15 protein-coding genes are annotated in these 16,671 nt (G+C 74.9%); 9 read left to right on the forward strand and 6 right to left on the reverse strand.

Features of this window, described 5'->3' with window-relative positions; translation table 11 throughout:
- Positions 1 to 31 precede the first annotated feature (31 nt).
- Genes K8Z61_RS19435 through K8Z61_RS16645 form a run of 3 tightly spaced genes read left to right on the forward strand, consistent with a single transcriptional unit; the run spans position 32 to position 3,449 of the window.
- Positions 32 to 1,069, forward strand: coding sequence for a patatin-like phospholipase family protein (locus K8Z61_RS19435; protein WP_224131159.1), 1,038 nt, complete (start codon positions 32 to 34; stop codon positions 1,067 to 1,069).
- Positions 1,070 to 1,080: 11 nt separating this feature from the next.
- Positions 1,081 to 2,613, forward strand: a complete 1,533-nt coding sequence (locus K8Z61_RS16640; RefSeq protein WP_224131160.1) for an NAD(P)/FAD-dependent oxidoreductase — start codon at positions 1,081 to 1,083, stop codon at positions 2,611 to 2,613.
- On the forward strand, positions 2,610 to 3,449 hold the full coding sequence (locus K8Z61_RS16645; protein WP_224131162.1) for an SDR family oxidoreductase: 840 nt from the start codon (positions 2,610 to 2,612) through the stop codon (positions 3,447 to 3,449). The genes K8Z61_RS16640 and K8Z61_RS16645 overlap by 4 nt, the downstream gene beginning before the upstream one ends.
- A 6-nt stretch (positions 3,450 to 3,455) precedes the next feature.
- Here the strand turns inward: K8Z61_RS16645 and K8Z61_RS16650 are convergent, their stop codons facing one another.
- Positions 3,456 to 3,905 (reverse strand): MarR family winged helix-turn-helix transcriptional regulator, encoded by a 450-nt coding sequence (locus K8Z61_RS16650; RefSeq protein WP_224131164.1) that lies wholly within the window; start codon positions 3,903 to 3,905, stop codon positions 3,456 to 3,458.
- A gap of 90 nt (positions 3,906 to 3,995) precedes the next feature.
- On the opposite strand from K8Z61_RS16650, the gene K8Z61_RS16655 reads away from it, so the two are divergent.
- Positions 3,996 to 5,480, forward strand: coding sequence for an MFS transporter (locus K8Z61_RS16655; protein WP_224131165.1), 1,485 nt, complete (start codon positions 3,996 to 3,998; stop codon positions 5,478 to 5,480).
- 55 nt (positions 5,481 to 5,535) lie between these two features.
- Complete coding sequence (locus K8Z61_RS16660) at positions 5,536 to 7,251, forward strand: PP2C family protein-serine/threonine phosphatase (RefSeq protein WP_224131167.1); 1,716 nt, start codon at positions 5,536 to 5,538, stop codon at positions 7,249 to 7,251.
- A gap of 10 nt (positions 7,252 to 7,261) precedes the next feature.
- Here K8Z61_RS16660 and K8Z61_RS16665 read toward each other — a convergent pair whose 3' ends face one another.
- Positions 7,262 to 7,516 carry a hypothetical protein gene (locus K8Z61_RS16665; RefSeq protein WP_224131168.1) on the reverse strand — a complete coding sequence of 85 codons (255 nt, stop codon included), beginning with the start codon at positions 7,514 to 7,516 and terminating at the stop codon, positions 7,262 to 7,264.
- Positions 7,517 to 7,594: 78 nt separating this feature from the next.
- Entirely contained in the window at positions 7,595 to 8,737 is a 1,143-nt protein-coding gene (locus K8Z61_RS16670) for an acyl-CoA dehydrogenase family protein (RefSeq protein ID WP_224131170.1), read from the reverse strand.
- A gap of 119 nt (positions 8,738 to 8,856) precedes the next feature.
- On the opposite strand from K8Z61_RS16670, the gene K8Z61_RS16675 reads away from it, so the two are divergent.
- Positions 8,857 to 9,447: a TetR/AcrR family transcriptional regulator gene (locus tag K8Z61_RS16675; protein ID WP_224131172.1), complete on the forward strand. Its 591-nt coding sequence runs from the start codon at positions 8,857 to 8,859 to the stop codon at positions 9,445 to 9,447.
- A complete protein-coding gene (locus K8Z61_RS16680; protein WP_224131174.1) occupies positions 9,447 to 10,427 on the forward strand; it encodes a nitronate monooxygenase family protein in 981 nt (326 codons plus the stop codon). The genes K8Z61_RS16675 and K8Z61_RS16680 overlap by 1 nt, the downstream gene beginning before the upstream one ends.
- A gap of 38 nt (positions 10,428 to 10,465) precedes the next feature.
- Here K8Z61_RS16680 and K8Z61_RS16685 read toward each other — a convergent pair whose 3' ends face one another.
- Both K8Z61_RS16685 and K8Z61_RS16690 read right to left on the reverse strand, forming a co-directional pair.
- Positions 10,466 to 11,380, reverse strand: coding sequence for an SDR family oxidoreductase (locus tag K8Z61_RS16685; RefSeq protein ID WP_224131176.1), 915 nt, complete (start codon positions 11,378 to 11,380; stop codon positions 10,466 to 10,468).
- Positions 11,381 to 11,469: 89 nt separating this feature from the next.
- Positions 11,470 to 12,057 (reverse strand): TetR/AcrR family transcriptional regulator, encoded by a 588-nt coding sequence (locus K8Z61_RS16690; protein WP_224131178.1) that lies wholly within the window; start codon positions 12,055 to 12,057, stop codon positions 11,470 to 11,472.
- A gap of 114 nt (positions 12,058 to 12,171) precedes the next feature.
- Here K8Z61_RS16690 and K8Z61_RS16695 point away from each other — a divergent pair, with 114 nt between their 5' ends.
- Both K8Z61_RS16695 and K8Z61_RS16700 read left to right on the forward strand, forming a co-directional pair.
- Positions 12,172 to 13,515, forward strand: a complete 1,344-nt coding sequence (locus K8Z61_RS16695) for a cytochrome P450 (protein WP_224131180.1) — start codon at positions 12,172 to 12,174, stop codon at positions 13,513 to 13,515.
- Positions 13,516 to 13,675: 160 nt separating this feature from the next.
- On the forward strand, positions 13,676 to 15,193 hold the full coding sequence (locus K8Z61_RS16700; RefSeq protein ID WP_224131182.1) for an APC family permease: 1,518 nt from the start codon (positions 13,676 to 13,678) through the stop codon (positions 15,191 to 15,193).
- Positions 15,194 to 15,258: 65 nt separating this feature from the next.
- On the opposite strand, the gene K8Z61_RS16705 is transcribed toward K8Z61_RS16700, so the two are convergent.
- Positions 15,259 to 16,611 carry an NAD-dependent succinate-semialdehyde dehydrogenase gene (locus K8Z61_RS16705; protein WP_224131184.1) on the reverse strand — a complete coding sequence of 451 codons (1,353 nt, stop codon included), beginning with the start codon at positions 16,609 to 16,611 and terminating at the stop codon, positions 15,259 to 15,261.
- Positions 16,612 to 16,671: the final 60 nt, after the last annotated feature.

Raw genomic sequence — 16,671 nt, forward strand, 5'->3', positions numbered from 1 at the left:
GGATACCGATGGTCTTTGAAAGGGGATGGCGGTGGAGCCTCGATGCGGGATCGCGGTCGGCTGCGGCGGCCTCCTCGGCTACGCCTGGTCGGCGGTCGTGCTCGACGAGCTCGAGCGCGCCCTCGGGTGGGACGCGCGCTCCGCGACGGTGCTGCTCGGCACCTCCGCCGGCGCCGAGGTCGTCGCGGCGCTCGGCTCGGGACGACGTCCGGCGCAGCTGGTGGCCGCGCTCGAGGGAGCGGGCGAGGGGCAGCCGAGCGGGGGCGAGGCCGACGTGGTCCTCGCCCGCCACGCCGCGCACGCGGTGCCCGGTCTGCCCCGGCCGCCCCGGCTGCTCGACCCGCCCGGCCTGCTCGGCCGCGGCGCGCCGGCGCCGGGCGTCGTCCGGGCGGGTCTGCGCGAGCGCACGGCCTACACCGCGCTGGCCGGACTGCTGCCCCGCGGCCGCGGTGACGCCTCCTGGCTGCGACGCCACGGCGACGACCTCGCCGGCGGGGAGGCCTGGTTCTCCCACCCGGCGACGTGGCTGGTCGCCACCGACGCCGCCACCGGCGCGCGCGTCGCCCTCGGCGCGCCGGACGCGCCGGCCGCGACCCCCGGCGAGGCGCTCGCGGCCTCGTGGGCGATCCCGGGCTGGTACCCGCCGGTGCGCGTGGCCGGCCGCCACCTGGTCGACGGCGGCACGAGCTCCTCGGTCTCCGCCGACCTGCTCGCGCCGCTCGGGCTCGACGAGCTGGTCGTGATCGCCCCGATGACCTCCGCCGGCGGCGCGCCGGCACGCGGCGCCGCCCGGCTCGAGCGCCTGCTCCGCGTGCCGATGACCCGTCGCCTCGACGCCGAGGTCGCGGTGCTCGAGGCGGCCGGCACCCGGGTCGTCCGCCTCGAGCCGAGCGCGGCCGACCTGGCCGCGATGGGCGCCTCCTTCATGGACGTGCGCCGCCGACCCGCGACCGTCGCCGCCGCCCGGCGCAGCGCGCCCGGCCTCGTCGCCGCCGCCCTCGTCCGCGCCGGCGTCCCCACAGACCACCGACCCGCCTCCCCGGCCGTCCACCGTCCCGCCCGTCCGTGAAGGAGCACCCCGTGACCAGCAGGCCCTCCCCACCGCAGGCGTCCGCGCCGCCGGCCGACGTCCTCGAGCACCACGAGGTCGTCGTCGTCGGCGCGGGCGTCTCCGGCATCGCCGCGGCGATCCGGCTGCGCGAGGCCGGCGTCGACGACGTGGTGCTGCTCGAGCGCGCCGACGCCCTCGGCGGCACCTGGCGGGCCAACACCTACCCGGGGTGCGCCTGCGACGTGCCGTCGGCGATGTACTCGTTCTCCTTCGCGCCGCACCCGGGCTGGACGCGCCTGTTCGCCACCCAGCCCGAGATCCTCGCCTACGTGCAGCGCGTCGCCCGCGAGCGCGGCGTCGACCGGCTCGTCCGGCTCGGCACCGAGCTGCTCGAGGCCCGCTGGAGCGGCGACCGGTGGCACCTCGACACCGACCGCGGCCCGCTGACGGCGCGGTTCCTCGTCAGCGCCGCCGGCCCGTGGAACGAGCCCCAGGTGCCCGACCTGCCGGGGCTGGCAGAGTTCCCCGGCACGGTCTTCCACTCCGCCCGCTGGCGCCACGACCACGACCTCGCCGGACGCCGGGTCGCGGTGATCGGCAGCGGCGCCTCGGCCGTGCAGTTCGTGCCGGCGATCGTCCCCGACGTCGCCGCGCTGCACCTCTTCCAGCGCACGGCGCAGTGGGTGCTGCCCAAGGCCGACGCGCCCGTGCCGGCCCCGGTGCGCGCCGCCCTCGCCCGGGTGCCGGGCGCCCACCGCGTGCTGCGCGGCGTCCAGTACGCCGCGATGGAGGCGCTCGGCGTCGGGTTCCGCCACCCCAGCCCGGTGATGGACGCCGTCCAGACGGTCGGCCGCGCGCACCTGCGGGCCGTCGTCCGCGACCCGGAGCTGCGGGCCCGCCTGACGCCCGACTACACGATCGGCTGCAAGCGGATCCTCTTCTCCAACTCCTACCTGCGCTCCCTGACCCGCCCGCACGTCACGGTGCACGCCACCGGCGTCGCGCGGATCGAGGGGTCGGAGGTGATCGGCGTCGACGGCTCCCGCGCTGCCGTCGACACGATCATCCTCGGCACCGGCTTCCGCATCCTCGACCTCCCGATCGCCGACCGCGTCCGCGGCGCGGACGGTCGCTCCCTCGCCGAGGTCTGGCAGGGCTCGCCGGAGGCGTACCTCGGCACCGCCGTCGCGGGCTTCCCGAACGCCTTCGTGGTGCTCGGCCCCAGCCTCGGCACCGGGCACTCCTCGGCCTTCGCGATCCTCGAGGCCCAGGTGGCCCACGTCGTCGAGGCGGTCGGCCACGCCCGGCGCACCGGCCTGGCGCTCGACGTGCGCCCCGACGCCCAGGCCGCCTACGTCGCCCAGGTGCAGGAGGCCCTCGCCGGCACCGTCTACGAGCGCGGCGGGTGCGCCAGCTACTACCGCGACGTCAACGGCCGCAACAGCTTCAGCTGGCCGTGGTCGACCGGCGCGCTCGTGCGTCGCGTCAGCCGCTTCGACCCCGGCGCCTACCGCTCGTCCCGCACCGCCGCCGCCCCCGCCAGCCAGGAGATCCCCGCATGAGCCGCTACCCCCGCATCGACCTCGACGGCGCGCTCGTCGCGATCACCGGCGGCGCCCGCGGCATCGGCCGCGCGACCGCGCTCGCCTTCGCCGCCCGCGGCGCCCGGGTCGCGCTCGGCGACCTGGACGAGGACCTCGCCGCCGCCACCGCCGCCGAGATCGGCCCCGCCGCCTTTGCGCACCGCCTCGACGTGCGCGACCGCGCGTCCTTCGACGCCTTCCTCGCCGCCGCCGAGGCCCACCACGACCGACCGCTCGACGTGCTGGTCAACAACGCCGGCGTGATGCCCACCGGCGCCTTCCTGGAGCAGGACGAGGCGCTCGACCGGCTCACCGTCGACGTCAACCTGCACGGCCTCGTGCACGGCCTGCGGGCCGCCGCGCCCGGGATGATCGGGCGCGGACGCGGGCACGTCGTCAACGTCTGCTCGCTGGCGGGCAAGTTCCCGGTCAAGGGCCTCGCGGTCTACAACGCCAGCAAGTTCGGCGCCGTCGGGCTCACCGCCGCGACCCGGCTCGAGCTCGACCGCACCGGCGTGAGCGTCAGCGCCGTGCTGCCGAGCGCGGTGCGCACCGAGCTCTCGGCCGGCATCGACTACGGGCCGCTGCCGGCCGTCGACGCCGAGGACATCGCCGCCGCGATCGTCGGCTCGGTGCGCAGCCGCGCCGCCGAGATCGCGGTGCCGGGCTACGTGGGCGCCGCCCAGACGCTCTCGACGCTCCTGCCCGAGCCGGTCATGCGGACGCTGCGGGCGCTGGCCCGCGACGATCGCGCGCTCACCGCCGTCGACGCCGGCGTGCGGCGGCGCTACCTCGAGCGGATCACTCGGGGCTGAGGCGCCTCAGTCGTCGTCGACGGAAGCGTCGAGCCCGGCCAGCGTCTCCAGCAGCCCGCGCAGCGCCTCGGCGTCCGCTCCCAGGTGCGCCCGGACGACGTCCTCGAGCGCGGAGACCTCCGCGTCGGCCGCCTCGAGGTGCGCGCGTCCGGCGTCGGTCAGGTGCAGCTCGCGGACGTGCGGGTGCCGCTCGTGGGCCTCGCGGGTGATCCAGCCGACGTCCTCCATCCGCGTCGCCATGGTCGCGACGTTCTGCGGGGAGACGCCGAGCCGGCGCGCGATCTCCGACGCCGTGAGGCCCGCAGTGCCGGCCACGTGCATGAGCAGGCCGTACTGCGCGGGGGTGACGCCGACGGTGCGCAGCCGCTGGTCCTTGACGTGCTCGACGGCCACGAACGCCCGGCGCAGGGCCCAGACCACGCGGCTCGGAGCAGCAGGATCGACCACGGGGCTCACCCTAGCGACCCTTTCGTGAGTTGATCCGATTCAATACCTTGAAACCGCCCGCGTCCTCCCCGCCCGCCCCGAGCCAGGAGTCCTCCCCGGATGAGCACCGTCCCCACCGCGCCCACGGGCGCCCCCGCCGGGCTCTCGCGCCACCGCGCGATCGCCGTCGGCGTCCTCTTCGTCGCCAGCTTCATGGACCTCCTCGACACCACGGTGGTCAACGTCGCGTTCCCGTCCATCCGCCGCGACCTCGACGCCAGCCCGGCGCAGCTGGAGTGGATCGTGTCGGGCTACGTGCTGACCTTCGCGGTCGCGCTGATCACCACCGGACGCCTCGGCGACCTCTACGGCCGCAAGCGGGTCTTCCTGATCGGCGTCGCCGGCTTCACCCTGGCCTCCGCGCTCGCCGGCCTCGCGCCGACCGCGGACACCCTGGTCGTCGCCCGCTTCGTGCAGGGCGCCTTCGCGGCCGCGATGATCCCGCAGGTCCTCTCGATCGTGCAGGTCATCTTCGCGCCCAGCGAGCGCGCCGGCGTGCTCGGCGCCTACGGCGCGGTGACGGGCGCGGCCGCCGTCGCGGGCCCGCTCCTGGGCGGGCTGTTCAGCACCTACGACGTGCTCGGCCTGGAGTGGCGGGCGATCTTCGTGGTCAACATCCCGGTCGGCATCGCGCTGCTGGTCGCCGGCAACGCGGTCATCCCCGAGTCGCGCTCGGAGTCCGCGCGCCGGCTCGACCTGCAGGGCGTCGCGCTGTCGGGCGCCGCGCTGTTCCTCGTCGTCTTCGCGCTGATCGAGGGCCGGCCCGAGGGCTGGCCGTGGTGGATCTGGACGATGCTCGCCGCCGGCATCGCGTTGGCCGTGGCGTTCGTCCTGGTGCAGGGACGCCGCGAGTCGGCCGGGCAGGACCCCCTGCTGCCGCTCTCGCTCTTCCGCGACCGCGCCTTCAGCGCCGGCTCCATCACGCACCTCGGCTTCTTCGGCTCCCTCGGCGCGTTCTTCTTCGTGCTCACCTTCTACCTGCAATTCGGCCTCGGCTTCAGCCCGATCAAGGCCGCCCTGGCGGTGCTGCCCTACAGCCTCGGCGCGTTCGTCGCCTCCGCCGCCTGCGTGCCGCTCGTGACGCGGCTCGGCAAGGGCCTGGTGCTCATCGGCCTGGTGTCGATCACCGGCGCCACGGCCTGGCTCGCGCAGACCGTCGACCACCACGGCGACGCGCTCGGCGGCCTGGACCTCATCGGCCCGATGGTGCTCGGCGGCGTCGGCCTCGCGCTCACCGCGGTGCCGCTGCTCGACGTCGCCCTCGCCACCGTGCCGCTGGAGTCGGCCGGCTCCGCGTCGGCCGCGCTCGGCACCTTCGACCAGATCGGCAGCGCGATCCTGCTGGCGGTCGTCGGCGTCGTGTTCTTCGGCGCGATCGACGGCCCGCCGAGCCCGGAGACCGTGCGCCACGCGCTGCTGCTCGGCCTGCTCGTGCCGGGTGTCGCCTGCCTGGTCGCCGCGCTCTGCGCGCTGCTGCTGCCGGACGTCGAGGCCGTGCGTCGCCGCAAGGCGGAGGCCGAAGAGGCCGGGATCGTCGTCGGCTGAGGCCAGCCTCGGGGGAACGGCCACGCAGGAGCCCGCGGCCTGACAGGCTGGCTCCGTGGCTCTCCCTGGCTGGCTCCTGCGCGCCCGCGCGCTGACGGGCGCGTCGGGCGAGCCGCGGTCCGGACGCGGCTCCCTCCTGTCCGTGGGCATCCTCGTGGTCGGGGTCGTCGTCACCGGTCTGCTCGCCTGGTCGTGCCACCGGGCCGACGAGGGCACCGAGCGGCGGCTCCTCCGGGTGCGTGCCGACCAGGCGGCCGTCGTGCTGCAGGCCGCGGTGGGCACGATCGTCGAGCCGCTGGAGTCGACCGTCGCGGCCGAGGCCACCGTTCCCGCCGGGCGACGCCGGCCCGCCTTCCCGGTGCTGCTGGCCCCCGAGGTCGGCGACGGCCGGCTGTTCGTGCACGCCTCGCTGTGGGAGGTGCGGTCCTCCGGCGTCAGGATGGTCGCCTCCCTCGGCGAAGACCGTCTCCTGGTCCGGCGCCGGCTCGAGACCAGGCTCCGCGTCGCCGCCGCGAGCGCGGCGCCGGCTCCCCGCACGGTGCCGGCCCGCGCGCCGAACGTGACGGTCCAGCGCATCACGGGCGCGGGTCAGGACCGCATCGGCTACGCCCTCGGCCGCGACCTCTCCGGCGGGGGCCAGCTGGTGGTCTACGCCGAGCGCCGCATCCCCGCCGACCGCCGCGCGGCGGTCGACCGGGACCCCGCCTTCGTCGGACTCGACTACGCGATCTATCTCGGCACGCCGTCCGCGGACGCCCTCACCACCACCGACCAGCAGCCGGCCTCGCTGCCGCTGGACGGTGTGACCGCGACCGTCCCCGTGCCCTTCGGCGACCAAACCCTGACGCTGGTCGTCCGCGCCCGGGAGCGGCTCGGCGGTCGCCTCTCCGGCGATCTGCCGTGGCTGGTGCTCCTCGCGGGCGCGGCGATCACCGCCGGCGCCCTCCTGACCGGGCGCCGGCTCACCCGCGCGCGCCTGTCCGCCGAGCGGGACGCCGGGACGATCGACGGGCTCTACCGTGACCTGGACGCGGCGTTCGCCGTTCAGAGCGACTCCTTCGGGCGACTGCAGCGGGCCCTCCTGCCCAGGACGACGCCGCAGGTGTGCGGCCTGGAGGTGGCGAGCCACTATCGGGCGGCGGCGACCGAGACCGAGGTCGGCGGCGACTGGTTCAGCGCGCTCGGCGTCGCCGAGCGCTCGATCGCCGTCGTCATCGGCGACGTCTCCGGCCACGGCATCGACGCCGTCGCCGAGATGGCCCGTGCCCGCTTCACGCTGCGCGCCCTCCTGGCCGAGGGCCACGGCCCCGGCGAGGCCCTCGCCCGCACGGCCGCCCAGTTCGCCGACGGCGAGGACTGGCGGATCATCACCGCGGCCGTCGGCGTGCTCGACGCCGACAGCGGGGAGGCGACGATCTGCTCGGCCGGCCATCCGCCGCCGCTGCTGGTGCACGCCGACGGCCGCGCCTCCCTGCTCGATCTCGTGCCCGCCGCGCCGCTCGGGCTGGTCGCGACCCGGTACCCCGAGCACCGGTTCCGGCTCGAGCCGGACGAGAGCCTGGTCCTCTACACCGACGGGCTGGTCGAGCGTCGCGCGGAGAGCCCCGAGGTCGGCCAGGCGCGCCTCCTCGAGGTCGTGTCGCGGCTCGCGGGCCGGCCCGTCGACGACTTCGCCGAGGCGCTCGTGTCGGCGATGACCGGGGACGCCGCGGGAGACGACGTCGCGGTGCTCGTCGTCCGGCGCGCGGGCGCTCCGGCGCCGCCAGGCTGAGGTCGGCCGCCTAGGAGAGCCAGTGCGCGACCAGCGCCGGTGCGAGCACGATCGCGGCCAGGGCCGTCAGGCCCAGCGCGATCCCGATCGGGATGCCGAGGGCGAGCAGGAGCGCGTCGAGGCTCCGGTCGGCGTCCGAGTCCGCGGAGCGGGGCGGCCGGCGTCGCCGCGACCCCTCGGCGAGAGGTCGGACGACTCGATCGGGAGAGCGGCCGGAGCGCGCGGCGTCCGCGGTCGGGCCGGTCGGGCCGGTCGGCCCGCTCATCCCGGGCCCTGCCGCTCGACGCTCACAAGGGCGGTTCGACGCCCGGGCCCACGTCGGATTGGTCGACGGGCCCGAGGATCAGCGGGCGAGGTGGCGGCCGATGATCATCCGCTGGATCTGGTTGGTGCCCTCGAAGATCTGCATGACCTTGGCCTCGCGCATGTAGCGCTCGGCGGGGAAGTCCTTGGTGTAGCCGGCGCCGCCGAGCACCTGGACGGCGTTGGTGGTGGTGGCCATGGCGGCGTCGGTGGCGACGAGCTTGGCGATGGAGGCCTGACGGCTGTAGGGGCGTCCGGCGTCGCGCAGGCGGGCGGCGTGGAGGTAGGTGGCGCGGGCGGACTCGACGGCGGCGGCCATGTCGGCGAGCAGGAAGGCCAGGCCCTGGTGCTCGATGATCGGCTTGCCGAAGGTCTCACGCTCGCGGGCGTACCGGACGGCGGTGTCGAGGGCGGCCTGGGCCAGGCCGGTGGCGACGGCGGCGATGCCGAGACGTCCGGCGTCGAGGCCGGCGAGCGCGATCGGGAGGCCCTGGCCCTCGGCGCCGAGCCGGCGCTCGACGGGCACGCGGACGCCGTCGAAGAGCATGGTGGCGGTGGTGGAGCCGGTGAGGCCCATCTTGTCCTCGGGGTGGTCGGCGCTGAGGCCGGGGGCGTCGGCGGGCACGAGGAAGCAGGAGATGCCGCGGCCGCCGTCGTCGCTGGTGCGGGCCATGACCTTGTAGAAGTCGGCCTGGCCGCCATGGGTGGTCCAGGCCTTGGCGCCGTCGAGGACGTACTCGTCGCCGTGCCGCACCGCACGGGTGCGCATGGCGGCGGGGTCGGAGCCGGCGTGGGCCTCGGAGAGGCAGTAGGCGCCCAGCAGCTCGCCGCCGAGCATGTCGGGCAGCCAGCGCTGCTGCTGCTCGGGGGTGCCGGCGTGGAAGAGGCCGAAGCAGGCCAGGGCGTGCACCGACGCGCCGACGCCGACGCTGGCCCAGGCGGTGGCGATCTCCTCGATCACCTGCAGGTACACCTCGTAGGTCTGCCCGCCGCCGCCGACCTCCTCGGGGTAGGGCAGGCCGAGCAGGCCGGCGCGGCCCAGGGTGGTGAAGACGTCGCGGGGGAAGGTCGCCGAGGCCTCGTCGGCGGCGGCCCGCGGCGCGAGCTCCTTGGCGGCGATCGCGCGGACGAGCTCGATCAGGTCCTCGGCCTCGGGGGTGGGCAGCAGGCGCTCTGCGGGCATCGGAGATCTCCTCGACGACGGTGCGGGACGCCGACAGCGTACCAGCGGCAGTACTCATGACAGTACCGAGGAGCGGTTCTCGGTACGGATGACCCCGATCTGCGCTAGGGTCGGCGCCCGTGACCACCGAGACGCCCCGGCGCGGCAGCGCGCGCCGGGCCCAGGTGCTCGACGGTCTCGTCGAGGTGTTCCTGGCCGAGGGCTTCGCGGGCTTCAGCCTCGAGGAGCTCGCCGCCCGGCTGCGCTGCTCGAAGACCACGCTCTACGCGGTCGCGGCCAGCAAGGAGCAGCTGATCAGCGTGGTCGTGCGGGAGTTCTTCCGGCGCTCGACCGCCCGGGTCGAGGAGCGCCTGGCCGGCGCGTCCGACCCGGTGGTGCGCATCCGCACCTACCTCGAGGCGATCTCCGAGGAGCTCGCCCCGGCCTCGCCGGCGTTCTTCGCCGACCTGGCGGCCTTCGCGCCCGCCCGGGAGGTCTACCAGCGCAACACCGCCATCGCGGCCGAGCGCGTCCAGGCCCTCGTCGCCGACGCCGCGCGTCCCGGCTCGGGCGTCGACGCCCGGTTCGTGGGCGCGGTCGCCGGCGTCGTCATGGCCGCCATCCAGTCCGGCGACCTCGCGGCCGCCACCTCCCTCACCGACGCCGCCGCCTACCGGCGGCTCGCCGATCTCGTCGTCGCCGGAGCAGCCGGCGCAGAGAGGACGTCCTGATGATCCGCACCCGCTTCACGGAGGAGTTCGGGGTCGAGCACCCCATCGTCTGCGGCGGCATGACCGGCCTCGGCACCGCGCCGCTGATCTCCGCGGTCGCGAACGCCGGCGCCCTGGGCTTCCTCACCGCGCTCACCCAGCCGACGCCGGAGGACCTCGTCCGCGAGATCGAGCGCACCCGCGAGCTCACCGACCGGCCGTTCGGCGTCAACCTGACGATCCTGCCCACGATCAAGCCCGTGCCCTACGCGGAGTACCGCGCGGCGATCGTCGAGGCGGGCATCCGGGTCGTGGAGACCGCCGGCTCGAGCCCGGCCGACCACCTGCCCGACTTCCACGCCGCCGGGGTGAAGGTGATCCACAAGGCCACCAGCGTCCGGCACGCGCTCTCGGCCGAGCGCAAGGGCGTCGACGCCATCAGCATCGACGGCTTCGAGTGCGCCGGCCACCCCGGCGAGGACGACGTGCCGGGCCTGATCCTCATCCCCGCGGCCACCCGGCGGCTCTCGGTGCCGGTGATCGCCTCCGGCGGCATCGCCACCGCCCAGGGCCTGGTGGCGGCCCTCGCGCTCGGCGCGGACGCCGTCAACATGGGCACCCGCTTCGTCGCGAGCGCCGAGGCGCCGGTGCACGAGAACGTCAAGCAGCAGATCGTCGCCAACGACGAGCGCGACACCGTGCTGGTCTTCCGTCGCTTCCGCAACACCGCCCGCGTCGTGCGCAACGCGGTCTCCGAGCGGATCCTCGAGATCACCGCCCGCGAGGACGCCACCTTCGACGACATCGCCGACCTCGCCTCCGGCGTCCGCGGTCGGGCCAACGTGCTCGCCGAGGGCCGGATGGAGGACGGCCTGTGGTGGGCCGGTCAGACCCAGGGCCTGATCGACGAGGTGCTCGAGTGCCGCGCCATCGTCGAGGGCATCGTCGCGGAGGCCGAGGAGATCATCGCCGAGCGGCTCGCGGGGCTCGTCGCCCACTGAGAATCACCGGCCGAGCGGTTGCCGATCACGGCGGACGCCTAGGCCGTCCGCTCCTCCGCGGCCGCCGAGCCGTCGTCCGAGCCGTCGTCCGGGCCGTCCACCGAGCCGTCGGCGGAGCGGCGGCCCAGCAGGGCGGCGGCCGCCGTCCGGGCGGGGTAGTGGGTGCGATCGAGCGTGGACGCCAGGTCGCGGCGCACCAGGCGCAGCATCAGGCCCAGCGGCAGCGCCCGGACGCCGAGGAAGGTCGTCGGCGCGCGATGGCCGTAGACGAGGCGGGTGCGACGGGTGCCGAGCAGGTCGAGCACCTTCACCGCGATCGACTCCGGCGAGGTGGTCAGGTAGCGGGCGTCGAAGGCCCGGCTGGCCTCGGAGCGGGCGATGTCGGTGGCGATGCCGCCGGGGTGCACGAGGTGCACGGCGACGCCCGAGCCGAGCAGCTCGGCGGCCAGCGACTCGGTGAACCCCCGGACGGCGAACTTCGCCGCCGCGTAGTCGGACTGGTGCGGCGGCCCGATCAGCCCGAACAGGCTCGAGACGTTGACCAGCGCGCCGCGTCGGCTGGCCAGCAGCTGCGGCAGGAAGGCCCGACTGCCGTGCACGACCCCCCAGAAGTTCACGTCCATCACCCGGCGGTACTGCTCGTCGGTGATCGCCCAGGCCGGCTGCTGGTAGCCCTCGATGCCGGCGTTGTTGATCACCACGTCCGCCCCGCCGAGCTCGGCGGCGACCCGGTCGGCGAAGGCGTGCACGGCCTCGGGGTCGGCGACGTCGTAGGCCTCGCTGATCGCCCGCGTGTCGTCCGGCAGCAGCGCGACGGTCTCCGCCAGCGCGTCCGCGTCGACGTCGTTGAGCGCGAGCACCGCCCCGCGGCGCGCCGCCTCGAGGGCGTAGGCGCGGCCCATGCCCGAGCCGGCTCCGGTGATGACGACGACGGCTCCGCGCAGATCGGGCATGACGACTCCTGGCTGGGGGACGGGAGCCGTCACGCTAATCTGAGGACGACTGATTCCACAATCCCGCCGGAGTGTGAGCCCGGTCCCGCTCAGGCGTCGCCGAGCAGTCGCCCGGCGGCCCAGGACGCGACCTCGTCGGGGTCGAGGCCGTCGTCGGCGAGGATCCGGTCGGCGCACACGTCGAGCACCGCCAGCCAGCTCGAGAGCTCGAGCTCGTCCCAGCGGGAGAGCGGCACGTCCCGGCCGAGCAGGTCGGCGAGGAGGAGCGCGGCGTCGCGGCGGGCGTCGTCGACGAGCGCGCGGACGTCGGGGCGCGCGATCGCCGGACCGTGCATGAGCGCCGCGTACGAGACCCGGTGGGCCAGGACGAAGGCGAGGTACCGCCCCGCGAACGTCTCGACCCGCGTGCGCGGGGCGGCGTCCGCCGTCGGCTCGACCTGCACCGCCCGCAGACCGTCGAGCAGCTGCCCGAGGGCCTCGGTGGTGATGGCCCACTTGTCGGCGAAGTAGTAGAAGAGCAGCCCGTGCGAGACCCCGGCGCGCCGGGCCACCTCGGCGATCGTCACCTCGTCGAAGGGCTTCTCGCCCGCCAGCTCGAGGGCAGCGTCGACGATCGCCTGACGCCGGTCGCGGCGCGCACGGCCGGTGCTGCGCTGCCGGGCCGGGGTGCTGGACACCCGACGACCGTAGGCCAGCGACTGATCACCGTTCAAGTTCTTGACTGACAGTCAGGAAGTCGCTTCCATGGCTCTCGCAGGCGAGCGCCTGCCGCCGTCGTCGGAGGAGTCCCCGTGATCGCATCGCCCCAGGCCGTCGTGCCGCACGCGCAGGCGCTGACGCGCTGGACCCTCGGCCACGCGATCCCGTCCGTCGCGATCGCGGCCCGTGCGCGGCAGGGCGATCTCCAGGGCGAGGTGATCCGCCGGACGTCCCGCTCGCAGGACCTGCCGCTCGACCTGTTCGAGCGCATCCGCGAGGCCGGCCCGTTCTACCGCGGCCGGCTGGCGCACGTCACCGCGCGGCACGGCGTCGTCCGCGAGGCGCTCGCCAACCCGGCCGTCCACGCCGGCATCGGCCTGGACGGCGAGGGGCCGCTCGCCCGCCTCGCCTCCTGGGCGCGGCAGAGCCAGCCGCTGGGGCCGATCACGCCGCCGTCCCTGCTGGCCACCGAGCCGCCCGACCACACGCGGATGCGCAAGCTGGTCACCCGCGTCTTCACGGTGCGGGCCGTGGAGTCGCTGCGCGCGCGCACCGAGGAGGTCGCGCAGACCCTGCTGGACGACCTGGAGGCCCGCGCTGCCGCCGACCCGCGCGGCGAGGTCGACCTCGTCGACGCCTACGCGGCGCTGCTGCCCGTCACCGTCATCTGCGAGATCCTCGGGGTGCCGCTGGAGGAGCGTGACGAGGTGCGTCGCTTCGGCACCCTCGCCGCGCCCAGCCTCGACCTCGGCCTCTCGCTCGGCCGGTTCCGCGAGGTCGAGTCGGCGCTCGCCGAGTTCGACCTCTGGCTGCGCGCGCACGTCGAGCGGGTGCGCCGGCACCCCGGCGACGACCTGCTCAGCCAGCTCGTCGCGGTCCGCGAGGACGACGGCGGCCGGCTCTCCGACGCCGAGCTGATCTCGACCGCGGGCCTGGTCCTGGCCGCCGGCTTCGAGACCACCGTCAATCTGATCGGCAACGGCACCGCCCTGCTGGCCCAGCACCCCGAGCAGCGCCGCCGGCTGCTGGCGGGGGAGTCGTCGTGGGCCAACGCCGTCGACGAGGCCCTGCGCTTCGACCCGCCCGTCCTGCTCACCGGCCGCACGGTGGTGGCCGACACCGAGATCGCCGGCACGGCGATGCGTCGCGGCGAGCTGGTCATCACCCACCTCGCCGGCGCCAACCGCGACCCGGACGTCTTCGCCGACCCGCACGTCTTCGACGTCGACCGCGCGAACGCCGGCGAGCACGTCGCGTTCTCGTCCGGACGGCACTACTGCCTCGGCGCCGCGCTGGCGCGGATGGAGGGCGAGGTGGCGCTGCGCGCGCTGCACGAGCGCCTGCCCGGGCTGCGGGTCGACGTCGACCGCGCCCGCCGCCGCGACACCCGCATCCTGCGCGGCTGGGCCGAGCTGCCGGTCTCGCCGGGAGCCTGACGCCGAGCCGGACGCCGGGCCGGACCCGCGCCCGCGATTCGCCTCGCGCCGCGGCGGCCGACCCCTAGTCTGGGCCGACGCGACCCGCCCCCGGGTCGGTGCCGTCTGCCGCCGGCTCGGGCGTCGGCGCGGCGTCCCGCTTCGCGAGAACGGATGACGAGTGAGCACCGAGATCCAGTCGAAGAAGGGGCTGAGCACCGGGTCGCTCAGCCTGGTCGCGAGCGTGGCGCTGGGCGTCTCGGTCATCGCGCCCGCCTACACGCTCACGGCCTCGGTCGCGTACGTGGCGCAGGAGGTCGGGCCCCAGATGCCGGCCATCTTCCTGATCGGCTTCGTGCCGATGCTGCTGGTGGCGCTGGGGTACCGCGAGCTCAACTCCGCCATGCCCGACAGCGGCACCTCGTTCACCTGGGCGACCCGCGCCTTCGGCCCCTACGTCGGCTTCCTGGGCGGCTGGGGCCTGATCGCGGCCACCGTGATCGTGCTGTCGAACCTGGCCGCCATCGCGGTCGACTTCCTCTACCTCGCGCTCGCGCAGGTCACCGGCGACGACTCCCTGGCCAACCTCACCGACAACGACGCGATCAACATCGCCACCTGCACCGCCTTCATGGCCGTGGCCATCTACATCTGCTACCGAGGCCTGGAGGCCACGCGGCCCATCCAGTACTTCCTGGTCAGCTTCCAGGTGCTCGTGCTGGTGGTCTTCATCGTCGCCGCGATCGCCGGCTCGGGCGGCGCCGACGCCACCAGCGACCTGTCGTTCAGCTGGTCGTGGTTCGACCCGTTCGAGATCGACTCCTTCGGCGCGATCGCGGCCGGCGTCTCGCTGTCGATCTTCGTCTACTGGGGCTGGGACACCTGCCTGACGCTCAACGAGGAGACCGACGGGGCGGCGTCGACGCCCGGCAAGGCGGCGGTGCTGACGGTGACGGTCGTCGTCCTGCTCTACCTGCTGATCGCGGTGGCGGTGCTGCTGTTCGCGGGTCTCGGCGACACCGGCCTGGGCATGAACAACCCCGACATCGCCGACAACGTCTTCGTCGCCCTGGCCTCTCCGGTGCTCGGCCCGCTGGCGGTGCTGATGAGCCTCGCGGTGCTCACCAGCTCGGCGGCGTCGCTGCAGTCGACCTTCCTCTCGCCGACCCGCACGATGCTGGCGATGGGTCACTACGAGGCGCTGCCGAAGCGGTACGCGGGAGTGCACCCCACCTACAAGTCCCCGGTGTACGCGACGCTGGTGGCCGGCGTCGTCGCCACCGTCTTCTACGCCGCGATGCGGCTGATCAGCGAGAACGTCCTCCAGGACACCATCCTCACCCTCGGCCTGATGATCTGCTTCTACTACGGCATCACGGCCTTCAGCTGCGTGTGGTTCTTCCGCGACTCCGCCTTCACCAGCCTGCGCCACCTCGTGCTGCGGTTCGTCTCCCCGCTGCTGGGCGGTCTCGCGCTGACGGCGGTGTTCGTCAAGACGCTGCTCGACTCGGCCGACCCGGCCTACGGCAGCGGCTCGTCGCTGTTCGGCATCGGCACGGTGTTCGTGATCGGCGTCGGGATCATCCTGCTCGGCGTCGCGATCATGGTCTACATGCGCCTGAGCCGCCCGGCGTTCTTCGAGGGCCGCACGCTCAACGCCTCGACCGAGGTCTTCGAGGACCCCTCGGGTCTGGCCTGAGCGTTCCCGAGGCACGACGGCCGCCGACCCCGCGGGGGTCGGCGGCCGTCGGGTGTGTTGGGCGCTCAGTCGGCGACGTACATCAGCCGCTTGTTGACGAACTCCTCCATGCCCAGGGGGCCGAGCTCGCGGCCGAAGCCCGAGCGCTTGACGCCGCCGAAGGGCAGCTCGGCGCCCTCGCCGGCGGTGCTGTTGACGTTGGCCATGCCGCACTCGAGCCGCTCCGCGACCGCCCGGGCGCGGGCGGGGTCGGCGCTGAACACCGAGCCGCCGAGGCCGTAGGCCGACGAGTTCGCCAGCGCGAGCGCCTCCTCCGCGGACTCCACGCGGTACACCGCGGCGACGGGGCCGAAGAGCTCCTCGCCGAACGCGCGGGCCTCCGGCGGGATGCCGCTGAGCACGGCGGGGGAGTAGTGCGCGGTCGGCGCCGGGCCCAGCACGCCGCCGGCGTGGAGGGTGGCGCCGTGTGCGACGGCGTCCTGCACCTGCTCGTGGAGGGTCTCCGCGGCTCGGCGCGACGACAGCGGCGCGGGGTCGGTGACCGCCTCGGCCTTGGCGACCAGACCGGCGACGACGTCGTCGGCGAGGTCGCCGACGACGATGATCCGCTTGTTGGCGTTGCAGGCCTGGCCGGTGTTGTAGGTGCGGAAGTCCCACGCGGCGGTGACGACGGCGTCGAGGTCGTCGGTGTCGAGGATGATCATCGGGTCGGAGCCGCCGAGCTCGAGCACGCACTTCTTCAGGTGCCGCCCGGCCAGCGACGCCACCGCGGCGCCGGCGCGCTCGGAGCCGGTCAGCGAGACGCCCTGGACACGCGGGTCGGCGATGATCGTCTCGATCTGGTCGTGGTCGGCGAACAGGTTCGCGTAGACGCCCTCGGGCACGCCCGCGTCGGCCAGGAGCCGCGCGATCGCCAGCGCGCAGCCGGGCACCGACTCGGCGTGCTTGACCAGCATCGTGTTGCCCAGCACCAGGTTCGGGGCCACGAACCGGGCCACCTGGTAGTAGGGGAAGTTCCACGGCATGATCCCGAGCAGCGCGCCGAGCGGCCGCCGCTGGATCACCGCGGTGCCGCCGGCGTCGCCCGTCGGGATCGGCTGGTCGGCCGCGAGCCGGGGGCCCTCGGTGGCGAAGTAGCGGAAGATCGCCTCGCAGAACTCCGCCTCCTCCACGCCCTCGGAGAGCGGCTTGCCCATCTCGCGCTGCGCCAGCTCGGCGAGCGCGTCCTTGCGCTCGGCGAACAGCCGCGCCACCTCCGACGCGACGGCGGCGCGCTCCTCGATGGCCAGCGCGCCCCAGGAGGACGCCGCGGCGTGGGCCGCGGCCAGGGCCGCCTCCACCTCGGCGTCGGTGGCGGTGTCGTGCTCGGCGACGACCTCGCCGGTGGCGGGGTCGACGGCGCGGTAGGCGATGCTCATGACAGGTCGGGCCTCTCGTCGGTGGTGCGCGGGGGTCGGGGTGCTGCTCGGGTCGGCGCG

The organism is Nocardioides sp. TRM66260-LWL (assembly GCF_020075545.1).
Taxonomy (GTDB): domain Bacteria; phylum Actinomycetota; class Actinomycetes; order Propionibacteriales; family Nocardioidaceae; genus Nocardioides.